General features: G+C 70.0%; 14 protein-coding genes. 8 read left to right on the forward strand and 6 right to left on the reverse strand.

From position 1 onward, the window contains the following. The first annotated feature begins 37 nt into the window (after window positions 1-37). Genes prfB through ACVBD7_RS01400 form a run of 3 tightly spaced genes read left to right on the forward strand, consistent with a single transcriptional unit; the run spans window position 38 to window position 2,130 of the window. On the forward strand, window positions 38-1,168 hold the full coding sequence (gene prfB / locus ACVBD7_RS01390; RefSeq protein WP_458095734.1) for a peptide chain release factor 2: 1,131 nt from the start codon (window positions 38-40) through the stop codon (window positions 1,166-1,168). Between the two features lie 3 nt (window positions 1,169-1,171). Continuing rightward, complete coding sequence (locus ACVBD7_RS01395; protein ID WP_458095735.1) at window positions 1,172-1,570, forward strand: DUF3592 domain-containing protein; 399 nt, start codon at window positions 1,172-1,174, stop codon at window positions 1,568-1,570. After that, window positions 1,567-2,130 (forward strand): DUF1643 domain-containing protein, encoded by a 564-nt coding sequence (locus tag ACVBD7_RS01400; RefSeq protein WP_458095736.1) that lies wholly within the window; start codon window positions 1,567-1,569, stop codon window positions 2,128-2,130. Before ACVBD7_RS01395 ends, ACVBD7_RS01400 begins: the two co-directional genes overlap by 4 nt. Window positions 2,131-2,826: 696 nt before the next feature. On the opposite strand, the gene ACVBD7_RS01405 is transcribed toward ACVBD7_RS01400, so the two are convergent. The 5 genes from ACVBD7_RS01405 to ACVBD7_RS01425 all read right to left on the reverse strand — a co-directional run bounded on the left by ACVBD7_RS01405 (window position 2,827) and on the right by ACVBD7_RS01425 (window position 8,835). Continuing rightward, window positions 2,827-3,888, reverse strand: coding sequence for an ROK family protein (locus ACVBD7_RS01405; RefSeq protein ID WP_458095737.1), 1,062 nt, complete (start codon window positions 3,886-3,888; stop codon window positions 2,827-2,829). 71 nt (window positions 3,889-3,959) lie between these two features. Next, entirely contained in the window at window positions 3,960-4,490 is a 531-nt protein-coding gene (locus ACVBD7_RS01410) for an N-acetyltransferase family protein (RefSeq protein ID WP_458095738.1), read from the reverse strand. A 46-nt stretch (window positions 4,491-4,536) separates the two neighbouring features. Further along, the gene (locus ACVBD7_RS01415) at window positions 4,537-6,177 is read right to left on the reverse strand and encodes an AMP-binding protein (RefSeq protein ID WP_458095739.1); all 1,641 of its coding nucleotides are present in this window, start codon (window positions 6,175-6,177) and stop codon (window positions 4,537-4,539) included. Next, window positions 6,177-6,989: an enoyl-CoA hydratase gene (locus ACVBD7_RS01420; RefSeq protein ID WP_458095740.1), complete on the reverse strand. Its 813-nt coding sequence runs from the start codon at window positions 6,987-6,989 to the stop codon at window positions 6,177-6,179. The genes ACVBD7_RS01415 and ACVBD7_RS01420 overlap by 1 nt, the downstream gene beginning before the upstream one ends. 121 nt (window positions 6,990-7,110) lie before the next feature. Further along, window positions 7,111-8,835, reverse strand: coding sequence for an MFS transporter (locus ACVBD7_RS01425; protein ID WP_458095741.1), 1,725 nt, complete (start codon window positions 8,833-8,835; stop codon window positions 7,111-7,113). A gap of 266 nt (window positions 8,836-9,101) precedes the next feature. Between ACVBD7_RS01425 and ACVBD7_RS01430 the strand changes: the two genes are divergently transcribed. Continuing rightward, window positions 9,102-11,057, forward strand: coding sequence for an alpha/beta hydrolase domain-containing protein (locus tag ACVBD7_RS01430; RefSeq protein ID WP_458095742.1), 1,956 nt, complete (start codon window positions 9,102-9,104; stop codon window positions 11,055-11,057). 27 nt (window positions 11,058-11,084) lie between these two features. On the opposite strand, the gene ACVBD7_RS01435 is transcribed toward ACVBD7_RS01430, so the two are convergent. Further along, window positions 11,085-11,912, reverse strand: a complete 828-nt coding sequence (locus ACVBD7_RS01435; protein WP_458095743.1) for a ferredoxin--NADP reductase — start codon at window positions 11,910-11,912, stop codon at window positions 11,085-11,087. Between the two features lie 94 nt (window positions 11,913-12,006). Here ACVBD7_RS01435 and ACVBD7_RS01440 point away from each other — a divergent pair, with 94 nt between their 5' ends. The 4 genes from ACVBD7_RS01440 to ACVBD7_RS01455 all read left to right on the forward strand — a co-directional run bounded on the left by ACVBD7_RS01440 (window position 12,007) and on the right by ACVBD7_RS01455 (window position 16,006). Next, window positions 12,007-12,726 (forward strand): GNAT family N-acetyltransferase, encoded by a 720-nt coding sequence (locus tag ACVBD7_RS01440; protein WP_458095744.1) that lies wholly within the window; start codon window positions 12,007-12,009, stop codon window positions 12,724-12,726. 47 nt (window positions 12,727-12,773) lie between these two features. Next, the gene (locus ACVBD7_RS01445; RefSeq protein WP_458095745.1) at window positions 12,774-13,217 is read left to right on the forward strand and encodes a DUF3429 domain-containing protein; all 444 of its coding nucleotides are present in this window, start codon (window positions 12,774-12,776) and stop codon (window positions 13,215-13,217) included. 118 nt (window positions 13,218-13,335) lie between these two features. Beyond that, window positions 13,336-14,724, forward strand: a complete 1,389-nt coding sequence (locus ACVBD7_RS01450) for an esterase-like activity of phytase family protein (protein WP_458095746.1) — start codon at window positions 13,336-13,338, stop codon at window positions 14,722-14,724. A gap of 91 nt (window positions 14,725-14,815) precedes the next feature. Next, window positions 14,816-16,006, forward strand: coding sequence for an amidase (locus ACVBD7_RS01455; protein ID WP_458095747.1), 1,191 nt, complete (start codon window positions 14,816-14,818; stop codon window positions 16,004-16,006). Window positions 16,007-16,076: the final 70 nt, after the last annotated feature.

Here is a 16,076-nt window from a genome sequence, read left to right on the forward strand (position 1 = left end):
GGACGCCGCCGCATGATCCGACAGGACCCGCCGAACCATGCGTGCCGATGCCGAGGGCCTGAAGGCCCAGATCGCCGACAGCGTCGCCCTTCTGCGCCGCCACCTGAACTGGGACGCCGCCGTGGTGCGGCTGCACGAGCTGAACGCCCGTTCTGAGGATCCCTCCCTCTGGAACGACGCGGCCGCTGCCCAGAAGCTGATGCGCGAGCGCACCCGTCTCGCCGACCAGATCGACGGCGTACGCCGCCTCGAGCAGGACGTGAATGACGCGCTGGAGCTGGTGGAGCTCGCCGAGGCCGAGGGCGATGCCGGCACGGCCGACGCTGCCGTCGCCGATCTTCACCGCCTGGCCGCCGAGGCCAAGCGCCGCGAAATCGAGAGCCTGCTGAGTGGAGAGGCCGACGCCAACGACGCCTATGTCGAGGTGAATTCCGGCGCCGGCGGCACCGACGCCCAGGACTGGGCGGAGATGATGCTCCGCATGTACACCCGCTGGGCCGAGGCCCATGGCTACAAGGTCGCCATCACCGAGCAGAGCGAGGGCGACGAGGCCGGGATCAAGTCCGCCACCATCCAGGTCTCCGGCCCCAATGCCTATGGCTGGCTGAAGACCGAGATGGGCGTTCACCGCTTGGTCCGCATTTCGCCCTTCGGCGGCAACGACAAGCGGCAGACGAGCTTCGCCTCCGTCTATGTCTACCCCGTGATCGACGACAAGATCGAGGTGGACATCAACCCGGCCGACCTGCGCACCGACACCTTCCGCGCCTCGGGTGCCGGCGGCCAGCACGTGAACAAGACGGAATCGGGCGTGCGCTTCACCCATATCCCCACCGGGATCGTGGCGGCCTCTACCCAGGACCGTAGCCAGCACAAGAACCGCGTCATCGCGATGAACATGCTGCGCGCGCGCTTGTACGAGCTGGAGCTCAAGAAGCGCGAAGCCGTCTCCGCCGCCACCGAGGCCGGCAAGACCGATATCGGCTGGGGCCACCAGATTCGCTCCTACGTCCTTCAGCCCTATCAGATGGTGAAGGACCTGCGCACCGGCGTGGAGAAGGGCAACCCCGCCGCCGTGCTTGATGGCGACCTGGACGAGTTCATGGCCGCTGCCCTGGCCAGCCGCGTCGGCGCCACCCGCTCCGAGGCGAGCGCCAGCGCGCTGTAGCCGGTGAACCCGGTCGCGATCCTGTTCTGGGGCTTCATGCTGGGCGTGCCGGCCCTCGCGCTCGGCTCGCTCCTCCGCGCCCGTCACCGCCAGCGGGGCTGGGTCCTCGCGGAGGCCCGCCCCGTTGATCCCGGCAACCCCGCCCGCACCCACAGCCGCACCCTGTTCGTCACCTTCACCGGCCCGGCGGGGCCCATCACCGCCGAGCTCTCCGGCCCGCGCCCGGTCAACCGCAACGCCCCGCGCATCGGCGAGACCCTCCGCATCGCCTACAACCCCACCGCTCCCAGCCAGGTCGCCATGGACGCCGCCGGCCCCTGGCATCTCGGCCTGCTGGTGGTCTGGTCCGCCATCTTCGCCCTGCTGGTCGCCGCCTTTCTGTGGTGGCTCAGCAACCGATGACCCGCCCGCAGGACCTCCATGACCCCGGCGGCAAAATCCGCCTGAAGGTCGGCGCCGAGGTCGTCTCCCGCGCCGAGTTCTCCGAGGACGGCCGCTACCGCACCGTGCTCGAACGCCGCTGGGACGGGTTGCCCTTCGGCTCCCCCGGCGTCTGCGCCTGGATCATGATGAACCCCAGCACTGCGGACGAGCAGGTGGACGACCCCACCGTCCGCCGCGCCCGCGACTTCACCCGCCGCTGGGGTTTCGGCGCCATGGTGGTGCTGAACGCCTTCGCCCTGCGCGCGACGAAGCCCACCATGCTGCTGGAGGTCGAGGACCCGATTGGCCCCGGGAACGACCAGGCCATCGCCGATTGGGCCGCCCGTGCTGACCGCCTCGTCGTCGCCTGGGGCCTGCCGCCCAAGCCCCTGCGCCGCCGCGCGACCGAACTCGCCGCCATCCTGGCCAGGGCAGGCGCCCAGCCGCTCGCCCTGAAGGTCACGGCCGACGGGCAGCCCGGCCATCCGCTCTACATTGCAGGCGACACGGTGCCGGTGCCCTGGGTGGCCCCTGGGTGAGGCGCTGCCTCCCCCAGACCCCCTCCACCGGGGAGCCAACGGGCTCCCCGGACCCCGCGTTCAGGCTGCCGCGGATACGGTGATTGAAGGACGGGGCCGCGGGCGAAGTATTAACGGCAGTAGGAACGGCCATATTCCCCGCCGAGGGTATCGACCCTCGGCGAACCGACAGTCGAGCCGTCCACGGCAGTCCCAAAGAAAAAGATGAGGGAGAGCCCGAGAGGGAGAATTCCTTCTCCCTCTCGGAGGCCATGGGCGCGCCATCAGGCCCGCCGCACGTTCCAGAACAGCGACGGCCCGCCCTTCAGCACTCCCGTGATGCTGCGCCGATAGCTTGCTGCGGCCGCAGCAATCTCAGCCGCACGAAGGGTGCCTCCTCCCACACCGCCATCCGCAGCTCGCGGGCGACGCGCTTCTCGGTTTCGGCGTCGTTCGCCTCGAACCACTCCTCCCGCAGCGCCTCCCGCCGCGGGCTCGTCGGCCAGCTCGACCAGGCACTCGCGCCAGGGCACGAAGAAGGCTTCGCGCATTGGCACCCTGCGACAGGGCAGGGGTGGCAAGCCCCTCGAGCCTGGCCACGAGCGCCGTGTTGGCAGCGGTTTTCAGCAGCGTCCTGCGTTCGGTGGTCCCGGTTCCCCTCGCGCGCCACCCATGCCGGACGAGACTAGCGAGAACCTCGCCGGACGGAGCGGGACGCTAGTCAGATTTCCGGTTCGTGAACCGCGCATTCCCCAGCCCGGTCCCGATCGTCAGGATGCCCCAGCGCTCCACGTCCCGCATGTTCGGGATCTCGCTCAGCCCCTGCAGCACGGCGTCGTTGTGCATCAGCACAGCAGTCGGATGCCCGCCGATCTCGGGGATGGCTGCGGCGATCGCGCTGGGCAGGTGGAAGCGGCTGCTCTCCCAGTTGCCCGGCAGGTTCTGGCCGCCGCGATCGATGGAACCGTCCTCCTCGATGATCCCGGGGCAGCCGATGCCGATGAAGGGGGCGAGCGCGCGCTTCTTTGCCTTCGCCAGCGCCGTCATTCCTCGCAGCATGGTGGCGATCCGCTCCACCGCCTCCTCGCGGGTCGGTTCTTCGCCGCGATGGCGCCACACCTCCAGCCCGACGACGCGGGCCTCGGAGAGATTGCGCGCCTTCTTCAGGTTCAGCTCGACAAGCCCAACCCGGATGTTGGTGCCGCCAATATCCACGGCCAGCAGGCTGTCATGCCCGGCGAAGATCCAGCTGGGAGCCAGATGCGCGGCGCCGATCAGCGCGGCCTCGTCCGGCTCATGGGTGATGGGGCGCAGCTCCACCCCCTGCCCATCGGCCTTGAGCAGCAGCGAGGCGCGCCCGATCGCCAGATGCCCGATCCGGCTGCCGCTCATCCCGCCACCCACCGCGATGCGCTGCGTGTCCTTCCAGCCTTTCAGCTTGAGGAAGCGACGGGTGACGCCCGCCAGCTCCTGGGCGAACTCCTCGATTACGCCATGGACCAGCGCGGCCGCCTCGGGCCGCTCGTCATGCATCAGCTTTTCCAGGCGGCGGCTGGAAACGGCCTCCGTCTCCTCATCGCCTAACGGGTCCTCGTCACCCAGCTTGCGCAGCCGCTCGCGCCACTCCTCCAGGATGGCGCGGAAGGCGCGCTTGCTCGCGCGGTCCCCGATGAAGCCCTCCTTGTCCCGCAGCTCGGCATTGTAGGCGTCCAGCACCACGCTGGTCAGCTGCGACGCCCCGTGGCCGGCCACGGGCGGCGAGATGGCCTGGTCGGGCATGACTTATGTTTATCCCCTCGTATCCCGGGAGAACGCGGCGGCGACCGGCTGGTTCGGCCGCCGCGGGAACGTCACGGACGTGTGGGTGCCACCGAAGCGCCCGGGCCCAGGGGCCGGGTCATCAGCACCGTGTCCAGCCAGCGCTCGTGCTTCCAGCCGATGGCCGGGATCACCCCGTCGTGGCGGAAGCCCAGCGCCTCGTGCAGGCGGATGGAGGGGAGATTCGCTGAATCCCCGATTACCGCGACCATGAGCCGGAAATCCGCTGCCTCGCAGCGCGCGATCAGGGCCTTGAGCAGGGCACGGCCGGTGCCGGATTGCGTGGCGGAGGGCGCCACATAGACCGAGTTCTCCACGGTGTGCTGGTAGGCCGGGCGGGGCCGGTAGGCGGAGGCATAAGCGTAGCCGAGCACCACGCCGCCCTCGCCAGTGGCAACGAGATGCGGGTAGCCGCCGGCCAGGATGGAATCCCGCCGCGCGGCCATCTCCGCCCCGGCGGGCGGCGACAGCTCGAAGGAGGCGCGGCCATGCTCCACCCAATGGGCGTAGATGCGGGTAATGGCCGGGACGTCTTCGGGGCGGCTGTCGCGGATCTCTGTCATCGCTGCGTCATGCGTGGGGGTTGGGTGCGTTGAAGACGGGCGGCAGTCAGGTGAAGGTTCCCTCCCGCACCGCGCGGCGCAACGGCACTTTCTGCAGCTTGCCCGTGGAGGTCTTCGGCACCTCCTGAAAAATCACCCGCTTCGGTACCTTGAAGCCGGCCAGACGCTCGCGGGCATGGGCGATCAGCTGGGCCTCGGTCACTTCGGCATCGGCCTTCAGCTCGATGAAGGCCCAGGGCACCTCGCCCCATCGCTCGTCCGGTGCCGCGACCACGGCCGCGACGGCGACGGCGGGGTGCTTGTACAGCGCATCCTCCACCTCGATGGAGGAGATGTTCTCCCCGCCGGAGATGATGATGTCTTTCGCGCGGTCCTTCAGCTGCACATAGCCATCCGCGTGCTTCACCCCGAGGTCGCCGGTGCGGAACCAGCCGCCGGCAAAGGCTTTCTCCGTCGCGCCGGGGTCCTTCAGATAGCCCTTCATTACCGTGTTTCCGCGCATGACGACCTCGCCCATCGTCGCCCCGTCGGACGGCACGGGAGTGTCTGTGGCATCGAGCACGTCGAAGGCGTCCAGCGTGGGGTAGCGCACGCCCTGGCGCGCCATCAGCGCCGCGCGATCCGGCGCGGGCAGGGCGTCGTGCTCGGGATGCCATTCGTTGATGACGGAGGGGCCGTAGCATTCCGTCAGCCCGTAGATGTGGCGCACCGTGACCTCGGCGGCATCGGCCGCCGCCAGCACGGCCTCGGGCGGCGAGGCACCGGCGGTGGCGAAGACCAGCCCCGTGCCGGAGATCCGCGCGGGATCGTTCACCAGCATCTGCAGCACGATCGGCGCGCCGCACATATGGGTCACGCCATGCGCCTTGATCTGCTCCCACATCGTCGGCCCGCGTACCGCGCGAAGGCAGACATGCGTGCCGGAGGCCGCGGCGACGGCCCAGGGGAAGCACCAGCCGTTGCAGTGAAACATCGGCAGGGTCCAGAGCATGACCGGCGCCGGGCCGATGCCGCAGGCCAGCAGGTCCCCCACCGCGCCGAGATAGGCGCCACGATGATGGTACACCACGCCCTTCGGCCGCCCGGTGGTGCCGGAGGTATAGTTGAGCGCAATGGCGTCCCATTCGTCGCCGGGCGGCTGCCAGGGAAAGGCCGGATCGCCCGAGGCGAGCAGGGCCTCGTAACTCTCACCGCCGAGCGTGTGCGGGAAGGGCGCCTCCGGATCATCCACCTCGATCACCAGGGGCCGCACGGTCGCAATCTCCAGCGCGCGGCCGAGCAGCGGCGCGAACTCGCGATCCACCAGGATGGCGCGCGCCTCCCCATGGTCGAGGATGTAGGCGATGGTGTCCGCATCCAGCCGGATGTTGATTGTGTTGAGCACCGCGCCCGCCATCGGCACGCCGTTATGCGCCTCGATCATCGCGGGCGTGTTGGGCAGCAGCGCCGCCACCGTATCCCCGCGCCCGATGCCGCGCGCGGCAAGCACCGAGGCCAGACGCACGCAGCGGTCCCGGTGCTCGCGCCAAGTGAAGCGCAGCGCGCCGTGGATCACCGCGACGCGGTCGGGGAACACCGCTGCCGCCCGTTCCACGAAGCCCAGCGGCGTCAGCGCGCTGTGGTTCGCACGCAGGCGGGGCAGGGCATCATAGGCCTGCTTCGCCGTCATGGGCGGGTGGGTGTCCATCAGCGATGCCTCCATTCCGGCGCGCGCTTCGCGAGGAAGGCGCCGATGCCCTCGGCCGCGTCCTCGGCCAGCAGGTTCTCCACCATGGCCGCCGCCGCCACCTCATAGGCCTCCGCGAGCGGCAACCCGGCCTGCCGATGGAATGTGCGCTTGCCAAGCTGCACGGCCAGCGCCGACCGACCCGCGATCCGTGCCGCCAGCGCCGCCGCCGCCTCGCGCAGCTCGACCACGGGCAGGATGCGGTTCACCAGCCCGATCCGCCGCGCCTCCGCCGCATCCACCGGCTCGGCCGTCAGCAGCATCTCCATCGCGGCCTTCCGTGGCACGGCGCGGGAGAGGGCGACGGCCGGGGTGGAGCAGAACAGCCCGATTTCTACCCCCGGCGTGCAGAAACGCGCCCCTTCCGCCGCCAGCACCATGTCGCAGGCGGCGGCGAGCTGGCAGCCGGCGGCGGTGGCTAGGCCCTGCACGGCGGCGATCACGGGCTGGGGCAGGGCGGGGATGGCCTGCATCACCGCGGCGCAGCGCGCCATCGAAGCCGCGAAGAAGGCATGTCCGCCATCAGCATCGGCGAAATGCGCCGTGATCTCCTTGAGGTCGTGCCCGGCGCAGAAGGCCGGGCCCTCGGCCTGGATGACCACGCAACGGATGGCGGGATCGGCCGCGATGTCGCGCAGCGCCGCCCGCAGCGCATCGAGCAGCGCGAGGGAGAGCCCGTTCCGCGCCGCCGGGCGATTGAGGGTAAGGGTGGCGACGGCCCGGTCATCCTGCCGGAGCAGAGGGGGCGCGACCCCGGTGGCGCCATCCGGCATGGCCGTTTCTCCCGTTCTGGCGGGGAGGTTGGCTTGCGCGGCGGCGCCGATGCAAGGGGTGGAAAAGGAAAGGGCGCCAGGATCCCTCCCGGCGCCCCCATCCCATGTCAGGCGCGGCCGGTCAGGCGCGCGCGCTGGTCGTCGGTGCGTTCGTGCCCGATTCCTCGGCCTCGAAGATGTCGCGGTCCTTCGTCTCGGGGATGAAGATCGCGCCGATCACCACCGTCGCGAGCGCGATGACGATCGGGTACCAGAGGCCGTAATAGATGTCGCCGGTCTGGGCCACCATCGCCAGCGATGTCGCCGGCAGCAGCCCGCCGAACCACCCGTTGCCGATATGGTAGGGCAGCGACATCGAGGTGTAGCGGATGCGCGTGGGGAACAACTCCACGAGTGCCGCCGCGATCGGGCCGTAGACCATCGTCACGTAGATCACGAGCAGGGTGAGCACGCCGATGATCACGGCCGTCTGCTCGCGGAGGATATCGAAGGGCCCTGCCATCTTCACCACCGTCGGGTTCGACGCCGCCGGGTAGCCGGCAGCGGTCAGCCCCGCCGAGAGCTGCTGCGCGAAGGTCGGGTCCGCCGCGCGGATCGGCGCGCCGTTGTTGATCCGGACGGAGGTGTCCGCATCCGCCGCGCCATCGGGAAGCGGCGTCACCGAGTACTGCACCGAGGCGCGCGCGAGGGCGGCCTTGGCGATGTCGCAGGGCTGGGTGAAGCGCGCCGTACCCACCGGATTGAACTGGAACGAGCAGCTCGCCGGATTGGTCAGCACCTGCACCGGGATGGTCTGCTGCGCCTGGTACAGCGCCGGGTTCGCCTCCGCCGTCAGCAGCTTGAACAGCGGGAAGTAGGTAACGGCCGCGAGCAGGCAGCCGCCGAGAATGATCGGCTTGCGGCCGATCTTGTCCGACAGCCAGCCGAACAGCACGAAGCCGCCCGAGCCCAGCAGCAGCGCCCAGGCAATCAGCAGGTTCGTCGTCGGCCCGTCCACCTTCAGGATCGAGCCGAGGAAGAACAGCGCGTAGAACTGGCCGGTGTACCAGACCACCGCCTGGCCCATCGTCAGCCCGAGCAGCGCGAGCAGCGCCCACTTGGCGTTCTTCCACTGGCCAAAGGCCTCCGACAGCGGCGCCTTGGAGCCGGTGCCCTCGGTCTTCATTTTCTGGAAGGCCGGGCTCTCATGCAGCGTGGAGCGAATCCACACCGAGACGCCGAGCAGTAGGATCGAGAGCAGGAAGGGCACGCGCCAGCCCCAGGCGGCGAAATCCGCCTCGCCCGTCCAGGTGCGCACGCCCAGGATGACCAGCAGCGACAGGAACAGCCCCGCCGTCGCGGTGATCTGGATGAAGGAGGTGTAGAACCCGCGCCGGCCATTCGGCGCGTGCTCGGCGACATAGGTGGCCGCACCGCCATACTCGCCGCCCAACGCCAGGCCCTGAAGGCAGCGCAGCACGATGAGCAGGATCGGGGCCAGGATGCCGATCGTGTCGGAGCCCGGGAGGAGGCCGACGATGAAGGTGGAGGCGCCCATGATCACGATGGTGACGAGGAATGTGTATTTCCGCCCCACCAGGTCGCCGATGCGCCCGAAGAAGATCGCGCCGAAGGGCCGCACGAGGAAGCCGGCCGCGAAGGTCAGCAGCGCGAAGATGTTGCGCGTGCCCTCGGGGTACTGGCTGAAGAAGTGCGTGCCGATCAGCCCGGCCAAGCTGCCGTACAGATAGAAGTCATACCACTCGAAGACCGTACCGAGGGAGGAGCCAAGGATGACCTTCCTCTCCTCCTTCGTCATCGGGCGGTTTCGGTCGGCCGCCACGGCGGTTGATGAATAGGCGCTCATGCGCTGCTTGGTCCTGCTATCCCCCCGGGGCGCGACATGCCCGGCCTTTTATTCCCCCTCGCACGGCCGTGGCGGGCGCGCGGGAACGGGCCGCCGCGCTGGCCCATCCCTGCGACGCTAGAACAAGAAAACGGGAGGTCGCCAGCCGCTTTTCTTAGTCTTCCGAAATATTGCAATGCACAATGAAACCCGTTGCTGAAAGGATTTTGCACGATCCGCACAGGGCGCCCATGCTCCGCAAATGCAGAAGGAACGGGAAACGAGCCATGACGGCAGGATTGGTGGCGCGCTCGCTCGCATGCCTCGCCCTGGCAATGTCGGCCTGTCCTGCCGCGGCCGAGGTCACGCGGTTCGACATCACCGCGCGTGAGGCCTCGGCGCTGGGTGGCCGCGATTTCGGCACGCGCGGCGCGGCGGAGAAGATCACGGCGCGCGCCACGATCGCGCTCGATCCCACGGACCCGCGCAACGCGGTGATCGCCGATATTGGCCGTGCGCCCCGCAACGCGCAGGGGCGTGTGGAGGCGATGACCGACGTGGTCATCCTCCGCCCCGCGCGCCCGAGCGGCACGATGGTGCTGGAAGTGCCGAATCGCGGCCGCAAGCTCCTCACCGGCTGGGCGCAGGACGCCGATGGCAACGGTGCGATCCGCCTGCAGCGGCCGGAGGATGCCGGCAACGGCTTTCTCCTCGAACAGGGCTACACGCTTGTCTGGGCGGGGTGGCAGCTCGACGCGCCAGCCGGCGACAACCTGCTGCGCATCGACGTGCCCGTGGGTTCCGGCATCACCGGCCCATCGCGCGAGGAGTTCACCTTCGCGGACACCGCCACGCCGAAGCGGGTCACGCTCTCATACCCGGCCGCCGACCGCGCCTCCGCCCGCATCACTGTCCGCGACCGCACTGATATGGAGCGTGCACGGCCGGAGACCCTCACGCTCCGCTTCATCGACGACACGACGGTCGAGATCGACCGACCTGCCGGCGCCGCTCCCGGCGCGCTCTACGAGATCACCTACGAGGCGCGTGATCCCAAGCTTTCCGGCATGGGCCTCGCCGCGATGCGTGACGTGGCGAGCTTCCTCCGGCGCGAGACCGGCCCTACCAACCCGCTGGCGAGCGAGGGCCGCAGCGGCATCGACTACGCCATTGGCCTGGGCATCTCGCAATCCGGCCGCGCACTGCGCGACCTGCTGTATTTCGGCATGAACGAGGACGAGGCGGGGCGGATCGTCTTCGAAGGGATGATGCCGATCATCCCCGGCGCCCGCCGCAGCTTCACCAATGCCCGCTTCGCCCAGCCCGGCCGGAACCCCGGGCCGCAGTACGACCGTCTGTTCCCCGTGCTGCAATTCCCCTTCACCTACCCGGTGATGGAGGACAGCCTGAGCGGGCGGCGCGACGGGATCCTCCTGCGCTGCCGCCTGAACAACACCTGCCCCAAGATCATCCACATGGACTCCGAGTTCGAGTTCTGGGGATCCCAGGCCAGCCTTCTCGTCACGGATACGCGCGGGAACCACATCGACATGCCGCCGGATGTGCGGCTGTTCCTTCTCTCCGGCGCGCCGCACGGTAATCCGGCGGATGCGGTGGCGCGTCCCAGCCCGAGCTGCACGCTGCCGCTGAACCCGATCAACGGCGGCCCCGCGCTGCGCGCGCTGATGGTCGCGATGGAGGCCTGGCTACGGGACGGCACGGAGCCGCCCGCCAGCCGCTATCCCATGCGCGGGCAGGGCACTTTGGTCCCTGCCGCGCAGGTCTATCCCGCCATCCCCGGCCTCGCCTATCGCGGCCAGTACGTGCGGGCGGAGCTGATCGAGGGGACCGCGCCGCTGCCGACGGTGCGCGGCAGCTACCCGCTCTTCCTTCCGCGCGCCGGGCTGGACGGCAACGCGGTCGCCGGCCTGCGCCTGCCGTTGCTGGATGCGCCCCGCGCCACCTATGTCGGCTGGAACGCCCAGCGGGATACGGACGGGCCACAGGAGCTTTGCACGCAGGTCGGCAGCGTGCTGCCCTTCGCTGCGACCGAGGCGGAGCGGGAGGCGGCGCGCGACCCGCGGCCGTCCCTGGAAGCGCTCTACCCGACCCCGGACGCCTACGACGCCGCGGTGCGCGCCGCGACGGCGCGGATGGTCGCCGAGCGCCTGTTGCTGCCGGCCGATGCCGACGCCGCGATCCAGGCGGCGCGTGAAGGCCGGCTCGCGCGGCTGGGCCGATAAGGGAGCGGCCGGTGCCGAAAGGGCGCGCTACTTGTCTACGAAGGCGCGCTCGACCACGAAATGCCCGGGCTCATGCGCGCTGCCCTCGCGCATTCCCAGCGCTTCCAGCCGCGCCTTGGTGTCCACCAGCATCTCCGGCGAGCCGCAGAGCATCACCCGGTCATTCTCCGCTGAGAGCGGCGGCAGGCAGAGATCGGAGAAGATCTTCCCGCTGTCCAGCAGCTCCGTGATGCGTCCGCGGTTCACGAACTCCTCGCGCGTCACGCTGGGATAGTAGAGCAGCTTGTCCCGGACCATCTCGCCCAGGAATTCGTGCTCCATCAGCTCCTGCGTGATGTAGTCGCGATAGGCCAGCTCCTCCACCTCGCGCACGGTGTGCGTCACCACCACCTTCTCGAAACGGTCGTAGCATTCGGGTTCGCGGATGAGCGACATGAAGGGCGCGAGGCCCGTGCCGGTGGAGAGGAACCACAGGTTCTTGCCGGGGATCAGGTTGTCGAGCAGCAGCGTGCCGACAGGCTTGCGGTTGATCAGCACGGCGTCCCCCGGCTGGATCATCTGCAGCCGGGAGGTGAGCGGCCCGTCCTGCACCTTGATCGAGAGGAACTCCAGCGTCTCCTCCCAGGGCGGGGAAGCGACGGAATAGGCCCGCATCAGCGGCTTCCCTTCCACCATCAGCCCGATCATCGCGAACTGCCCGGCGGCGAAGCGGAAACCCGGTTCCCGCGTGCAGGTGAAGGAGAAGAGGCGGTCGGTCCAATGGCGGACGGACAGCACCTCCGCTTCGTGGAAGGCGGACATGGCCGGCCGCTTCGGGTCCGGGCCGGTCTTGGAGGGGGAGGCGTCGTTCGGCATGGCCGGACGGTATGGGGTCGGGGCGCGCCATGTGCAATGCAGCGTGCCTCACCCCTCCTTGAACGGGGGCGCCCGGCCGGCGCAGCATCCTCGCATGTCCGATTCCCCGAACCCGCCCCCGCTGGGCCCCGAAGTTGACCCGACCCCCCGCCCGCTCCCCTCCCGCATCACTCATCGGGGCGAGAGCGTGACGCTCGAGCCGCTCCATGCCGACCAAGCCGCCGAGCTCTGGAGGGCCGCCGGGTCCCCCGGCGCCGAGCCGGGCTGGGCCTATCTCGGTTACGGCCCCTTCACCGATGAGGCTGCCATGCGCCGGCACGTCGCCGGTTTCGCAGCGCAGCACGATCCCATGGCCTGGGCCGTCCGGCAGCACGCCACCGGCACCGCCGATGGCTGGCTCACTCTGATGGAGATCGCCCCTGCCGATTCCGCGATCGAGATCGGCCATATCTGGTTCTCGCCGCGCCTCCAACGCAGCCGCGCGGCGACGGAGGCCATGTTCCTCCTCATGCGCCACGCCATGGACGATCTCGGCTACCGCCGCCTGGTCTGGAAATGCCACGCGCTGAACCAGCCTTCGCGCAACGCCGCCGCCCGGCTGGGCTTCCGCTACGAGGGTACGCTGCGGGCCATCAAGGTGATCAAGGGACGGCTGCGGGACACCGCCCAGTTCTCCATCCTGGCCGATGAGTGGCCGGCGCGTCGGGATGCGATCGAAGCTTGGCTGAGCGACGCCAACTGGGACCTTGAGGGCCGTCCCCGCACCTCCCTCGCGCGGGTGGAAGCACCGCCGCTGCCCTGGCTGGTCGGCTGAGCCCAACCGGCCTTGCGGACCCGTGCCGCGGCACGAAATGCGGTCGCATGGATGACGCGCTGCCCACCCCCGCCCGCCTGCTCGGCCCCGCCGGGCTGATCCCCTTCATGGGGCTGGCCGGCCTCGCCCTTCTCTCGCCGGACTGGCGCACCCCGACCCTGACAATGCTGCTCGCCTATGGCGTCTGCATCGCCTCCTTCCTTGGCGCCGTGCACTGGGGTCTGGCGCTGCGCCCGCTGGCTGGGGAGGCAGGGGCAGCCTGGGCGCGGATGGGCCTGGGCGTGCTACCCGCGCTTCTGGCCTGGGCCGCGATGCTTCTGCTGTCTGTCCGGGGCGGGCTGCTGGCGGTGGCCGCGATCATCCTGGCGACCTCGGTCGTCGAAACCCTGGCCGCGCGCCGGGGCCTCGTTCCCCAAGCCTATCTGCGCCTGCGCTGGGGCCTGACCACTGGCGCCGCAGCATCCTTGCTGCTGGGCGCTGCCGCGGCCTGACCCGCGCCGGCCGGGTGCCGCCCACCACCATGAGCGACACGGCTTCGTCATCTATCGGTCGCACCATCGCAACGCGATCTCCGTAAGCCCCGCCCGCCACTCTCGGGGACTTCCGATCATGCGTGCCATCCTCCTGGCCTCCGCCGCCCTTCTCACCTTGGCCGGTGCCTTCCTGCCCGGCGTGGCCGATGCGCAGGAGCAGCGCTTCGAGGCGGTGCTGGAGGGTCACGCCATCCTCCCCGCCAACACCATGATCCAGCCCCCGGCCGATGCCCCGGCCGATGCGCGCATCTCTGGCAAGTTCGCGGGTTCCGGCAATCGCCGCGTCGATGCGGCCGGCAGCATCCCCGGCACCACCGGACCCGCGCCGAATGGCCGCGCGACAGGCCTTTCCTTCCCCTTCCAAGGTCAGGCCGTGCAGGGCTTCTCCGGTATCAAGCCGGTCACCGGTGAGGCCGGCGCTTATTGGGTGCTCACCGACAACGGCTTCGGCAACAAGCGCAACTCCCCGGACGCGCTGCTGATGCTTCACAAGATCCGCCCGGACTTCCGCGCCGGCACCGTTCAGGTCCTGCAGACCATCTTCCTCTCGGACCCCGAGCGCCGCGTCCCCTTCCGCATCGCGCATGAGGGCACCGATCGCCGCTACCTTACCGGCAGCGACTTCGACATCGAGTCCATCCAGCCCGTGAACGGCGGCTTCTGGATCGGCGACGAGTTCGGCCCCTTCCTCATCCAGGTGGATGGCGAGGGCCGCGTGCAGCGCGTCGTCGAGACGACCATCGACAACCGCGCCATCCGCAGCCCCGACCACCCCGATCTCTCCGTCCCCACCCTGCCCACCGGCACGGTCGCCTTCGAGTCGCAGCGCAGCGGCGGCTATGAGGGTATGGCCGCCAGCCCCGACGGCAGCCGCCTCTACGCCATGCTCGAGAAGCCGCTGCTGACGGCACAGGGCCAGCCCGAGGGCGCCTTCCTTCGCATTCTCGAGCTGGACGCGGCGCGCGGCGGCTGGACCGGCCGCAATCTCCGCTTCCGCTTCGCCGAGGGCGCGACATCCATCGGCGACTTCAACATGATCGACGACCGCCGCGCCCTGGTGATCGAGCGTGACGACGGCGAGGGCGACCCGGCCCGCGCCTGCGCGGCTGGCCAGACTCCGCCCGCCTGCTTCCACAGCCCGGCCCGGGTGAAGCGCGTGTCGCTGATCGACCTTGGCGAGGTGGATGCCGATGGGTTTGTGAAGAAGCTCGGCTACATCGACCTGATGCAGATCCGCGATCCCGAGGCTGTTGCCCGTCAGCGCGGCGACATCGCCCCCGACGCCCCTCGCGACCGCTTCACCTTCCCCTTCTTCACCATCGAGAACGTGGCAATGGTCGATGCCGACCACATCATCCTCGGCAACGACAACAACCTGCCCTTCAGCGCCGGCCGCCACCTGACCCGCGCTGATGACAACGAGATCGTTCTGCTGCGCGTGCCGGAGCTGCTGCGCGCGCGCTGAAGTGCCCGTCCGGCCCCGCACGAAACCGCGGGGCCGGATGGACAGGGTGAGGACACTGCCGCAGCATCCGCCCATAATCAGGGGCGGATCGATGGCCTATTCGGATCGCGAGAGTGGCTTCATGCCCGGGGAGCGCGCCTCCCTTGCCGCGGCGCCGGAGGGACCGCTCCTGGGCCTCACCTTCGCGGCGAAGGATCTCTACGACGTCGCCGGTTCTCCCACGACCTACGGCAATCCCGACTGGGCGCGCACCCATCCCGTCGCGGTCGCCACCGCCCCGGCCGTTCTCGCGCTCGCAGAGGCCGGGGCCCGCTTCGTCGGCAAAACCAAGACGGTCGAACTCGCCTACGGTCTGACCGGCGAGAACGTCTGGTACGGTACCCCCATCAACCCCGCGGCGCCGGACCGCTTCCCCGGCGGATCCTCCTGCGGCAGCGCCGCGGTGGTCGCGGCCAGCGAGGCGGACATCGCCTTCGGCTCCGACACCGGCGGCTCCGTCCGCATCCCTGCCTCCTATTGCGGCATTTACGGCATCCGGCCGAGCTGGGGCGCCGTTTCCCTCGTCGGCGCCAGGCCTCTCGGACCTTCCTACGACACCGCCGGCTGGTTCGCCGCCCGCGCCTCGGTGCTGCGCCGCGCCGGCGAGGTGCTCCTGCCCGAGGGCGGCGACGCCCCTCTCGGCCCCGTGCTGCGGATCGAGGAGGCCTGGATCAACGCTCATCCCGACGTCGCCGCCGCCCTCGGGCCGGCGCTCGAGGAGGTGACCCGGCTGCTCGGCCCCGCCGTTTCGGCCTGCATCGTGCCCGAGGGCCTGCCCGTGCTGTACGAGCATTTCCGCTGCACCCAGGCCGAGGAGGCCTGGGCGACGCTGGGCGCCTGGGTGGCCAGCACCGGTCCGGCCTTCGGCCCCGGCGTCGGCGAGCGCTTCACCCTGGCGCGAGACCTGCCGCCGGGCCAGGCCCAGGCCGGCCGCAGCTTCCGCCAGGGCTTCCGCCGCCGGCTGGCCGGGCTGCTCGGCGGTGGGGCGGTAATGGTCTACCCCACCTCGCCGCTGGTCGCGCCCCGGCTCAACGCCTCGGCGACGGAGCAGCTCCAGATCCGCGAGACCACGATCGGCGTCACCGCCATCGCCGGCATGGGCGGACTACCCGAGGTCACGATCCCGGCCGGCCAGGTGGATGGCCTGCCCGTCGGCCTCTCCTTCGTCGCGGCCCCGGGGCGGGACCGGGCGCTGCTGGCTCTCGCCGAGGGGGTGGCGGCGCATCTCGGCCTTCCGGTCTGAGGCGGGTCCGGCAGGACGGATCGGGCACAGGGTATTCATCCGCGGGTGATTCCCCACGCCCAGAATCTGC

The sequence above is a fragment of the Roseomonas sp. WA12 genome, assembly GCF_054165765.1.

Bases quoted from the DNA above. Each gene is read 5' to 3' on its own strand.
- prfB (WP_458095734.1), top strand. From the start codon at position 38: ATGCGTGCCGATGCCGAGGGCCTGAAGGCCCAGATCGCCGACAGCGTC.
- ACVBD7_RS01400 (WP_458095736.1), top strand. From the start codon at position 1,567: ATGACCCGCCCGCAGGACCTCCATGACCCCGGCGGCAAAATCCGCCTG.
- ACVBD7_RS01405 (WP_458095737.1), bottom strand. From the start codon at position 3,888: ATGCCCGACCAGGCCATCTCGCCGCCCGTGGCCGGCCACGGGGCGTCG.
- ACVBD7_RS01410 (WP_458095738.1), bottom strand. From the start codon at position 4,490: ATGACAGAGATCCGCGACAGCCGCCCCGAAGACGTCCCGGCCATTACC.
- ACVBD7_RS01415 (WP_458095739.1), bottom strand. From the start codon at position 6,177: ATGGACACCCACCCGCCCATGACGGCGAAGCAGGCCTATGATGCCCTG.
- ACVBD7_RS01420 (WP_458095740.1), bottom strand. From the start codon at position 6,989: ATGCCGGATGGCGCCACCGGGGTCGCGCCCCCTCTGCTCCGGCAGGAT.
- ACVBD7_RS01425 (WP_458095741.1), bottom strand. From the start codon at position 8,835: ATGAGCGCCTATTCATCAACCGCCGTGGCGGCCGACCGAAACCGCCCG.
- ACVBD7_RS01430 (WP_458095742.1), top strand. From the start codon at position 9,102: ATGACGGCAGGATTGGTGGCGCGCTCGCTCGCATGCCTCGCCCTGGCA.
- ACVBD7_RS01435 (WP_458095743.1), bottom strand. From the start codon at position 11,912: ATGCCGAACGACGCCTCCCCCTCCAAGACCGGCCCGGACCCGAAGCGG.
- ACVBD7_RS01440 (WP_458095744.1), top strand. From the start codon at position 12,007: ATGTCCGATTCCCCGAACCCGCCCCCGCTGGGCCCCGAAGTTGACCCG.
- ACVBD7_RS01445 (WP_458095745.1), top strand. From the start codon at position 12,774: ATGGATGACGCGCTGCCCACCCCCGCCCGCCTGCTCGGCCCCGCCGGG.
- ACVBD7_RS01450 (WP_458095746.1), top strand. From the start codon at position 13,336: ATGCGTGCCATCCTCCTGGCCTCCGCCGCCCTTCTCACCTTGGCCGGT.
- ACVBD7_RS01455 (WP_458095747.1), top strand. From the start codon at position 14,816: ATGGCCTATTCGGATCGCGAGAGTGGCTTCATGCCCGGGGAGCGCGCC.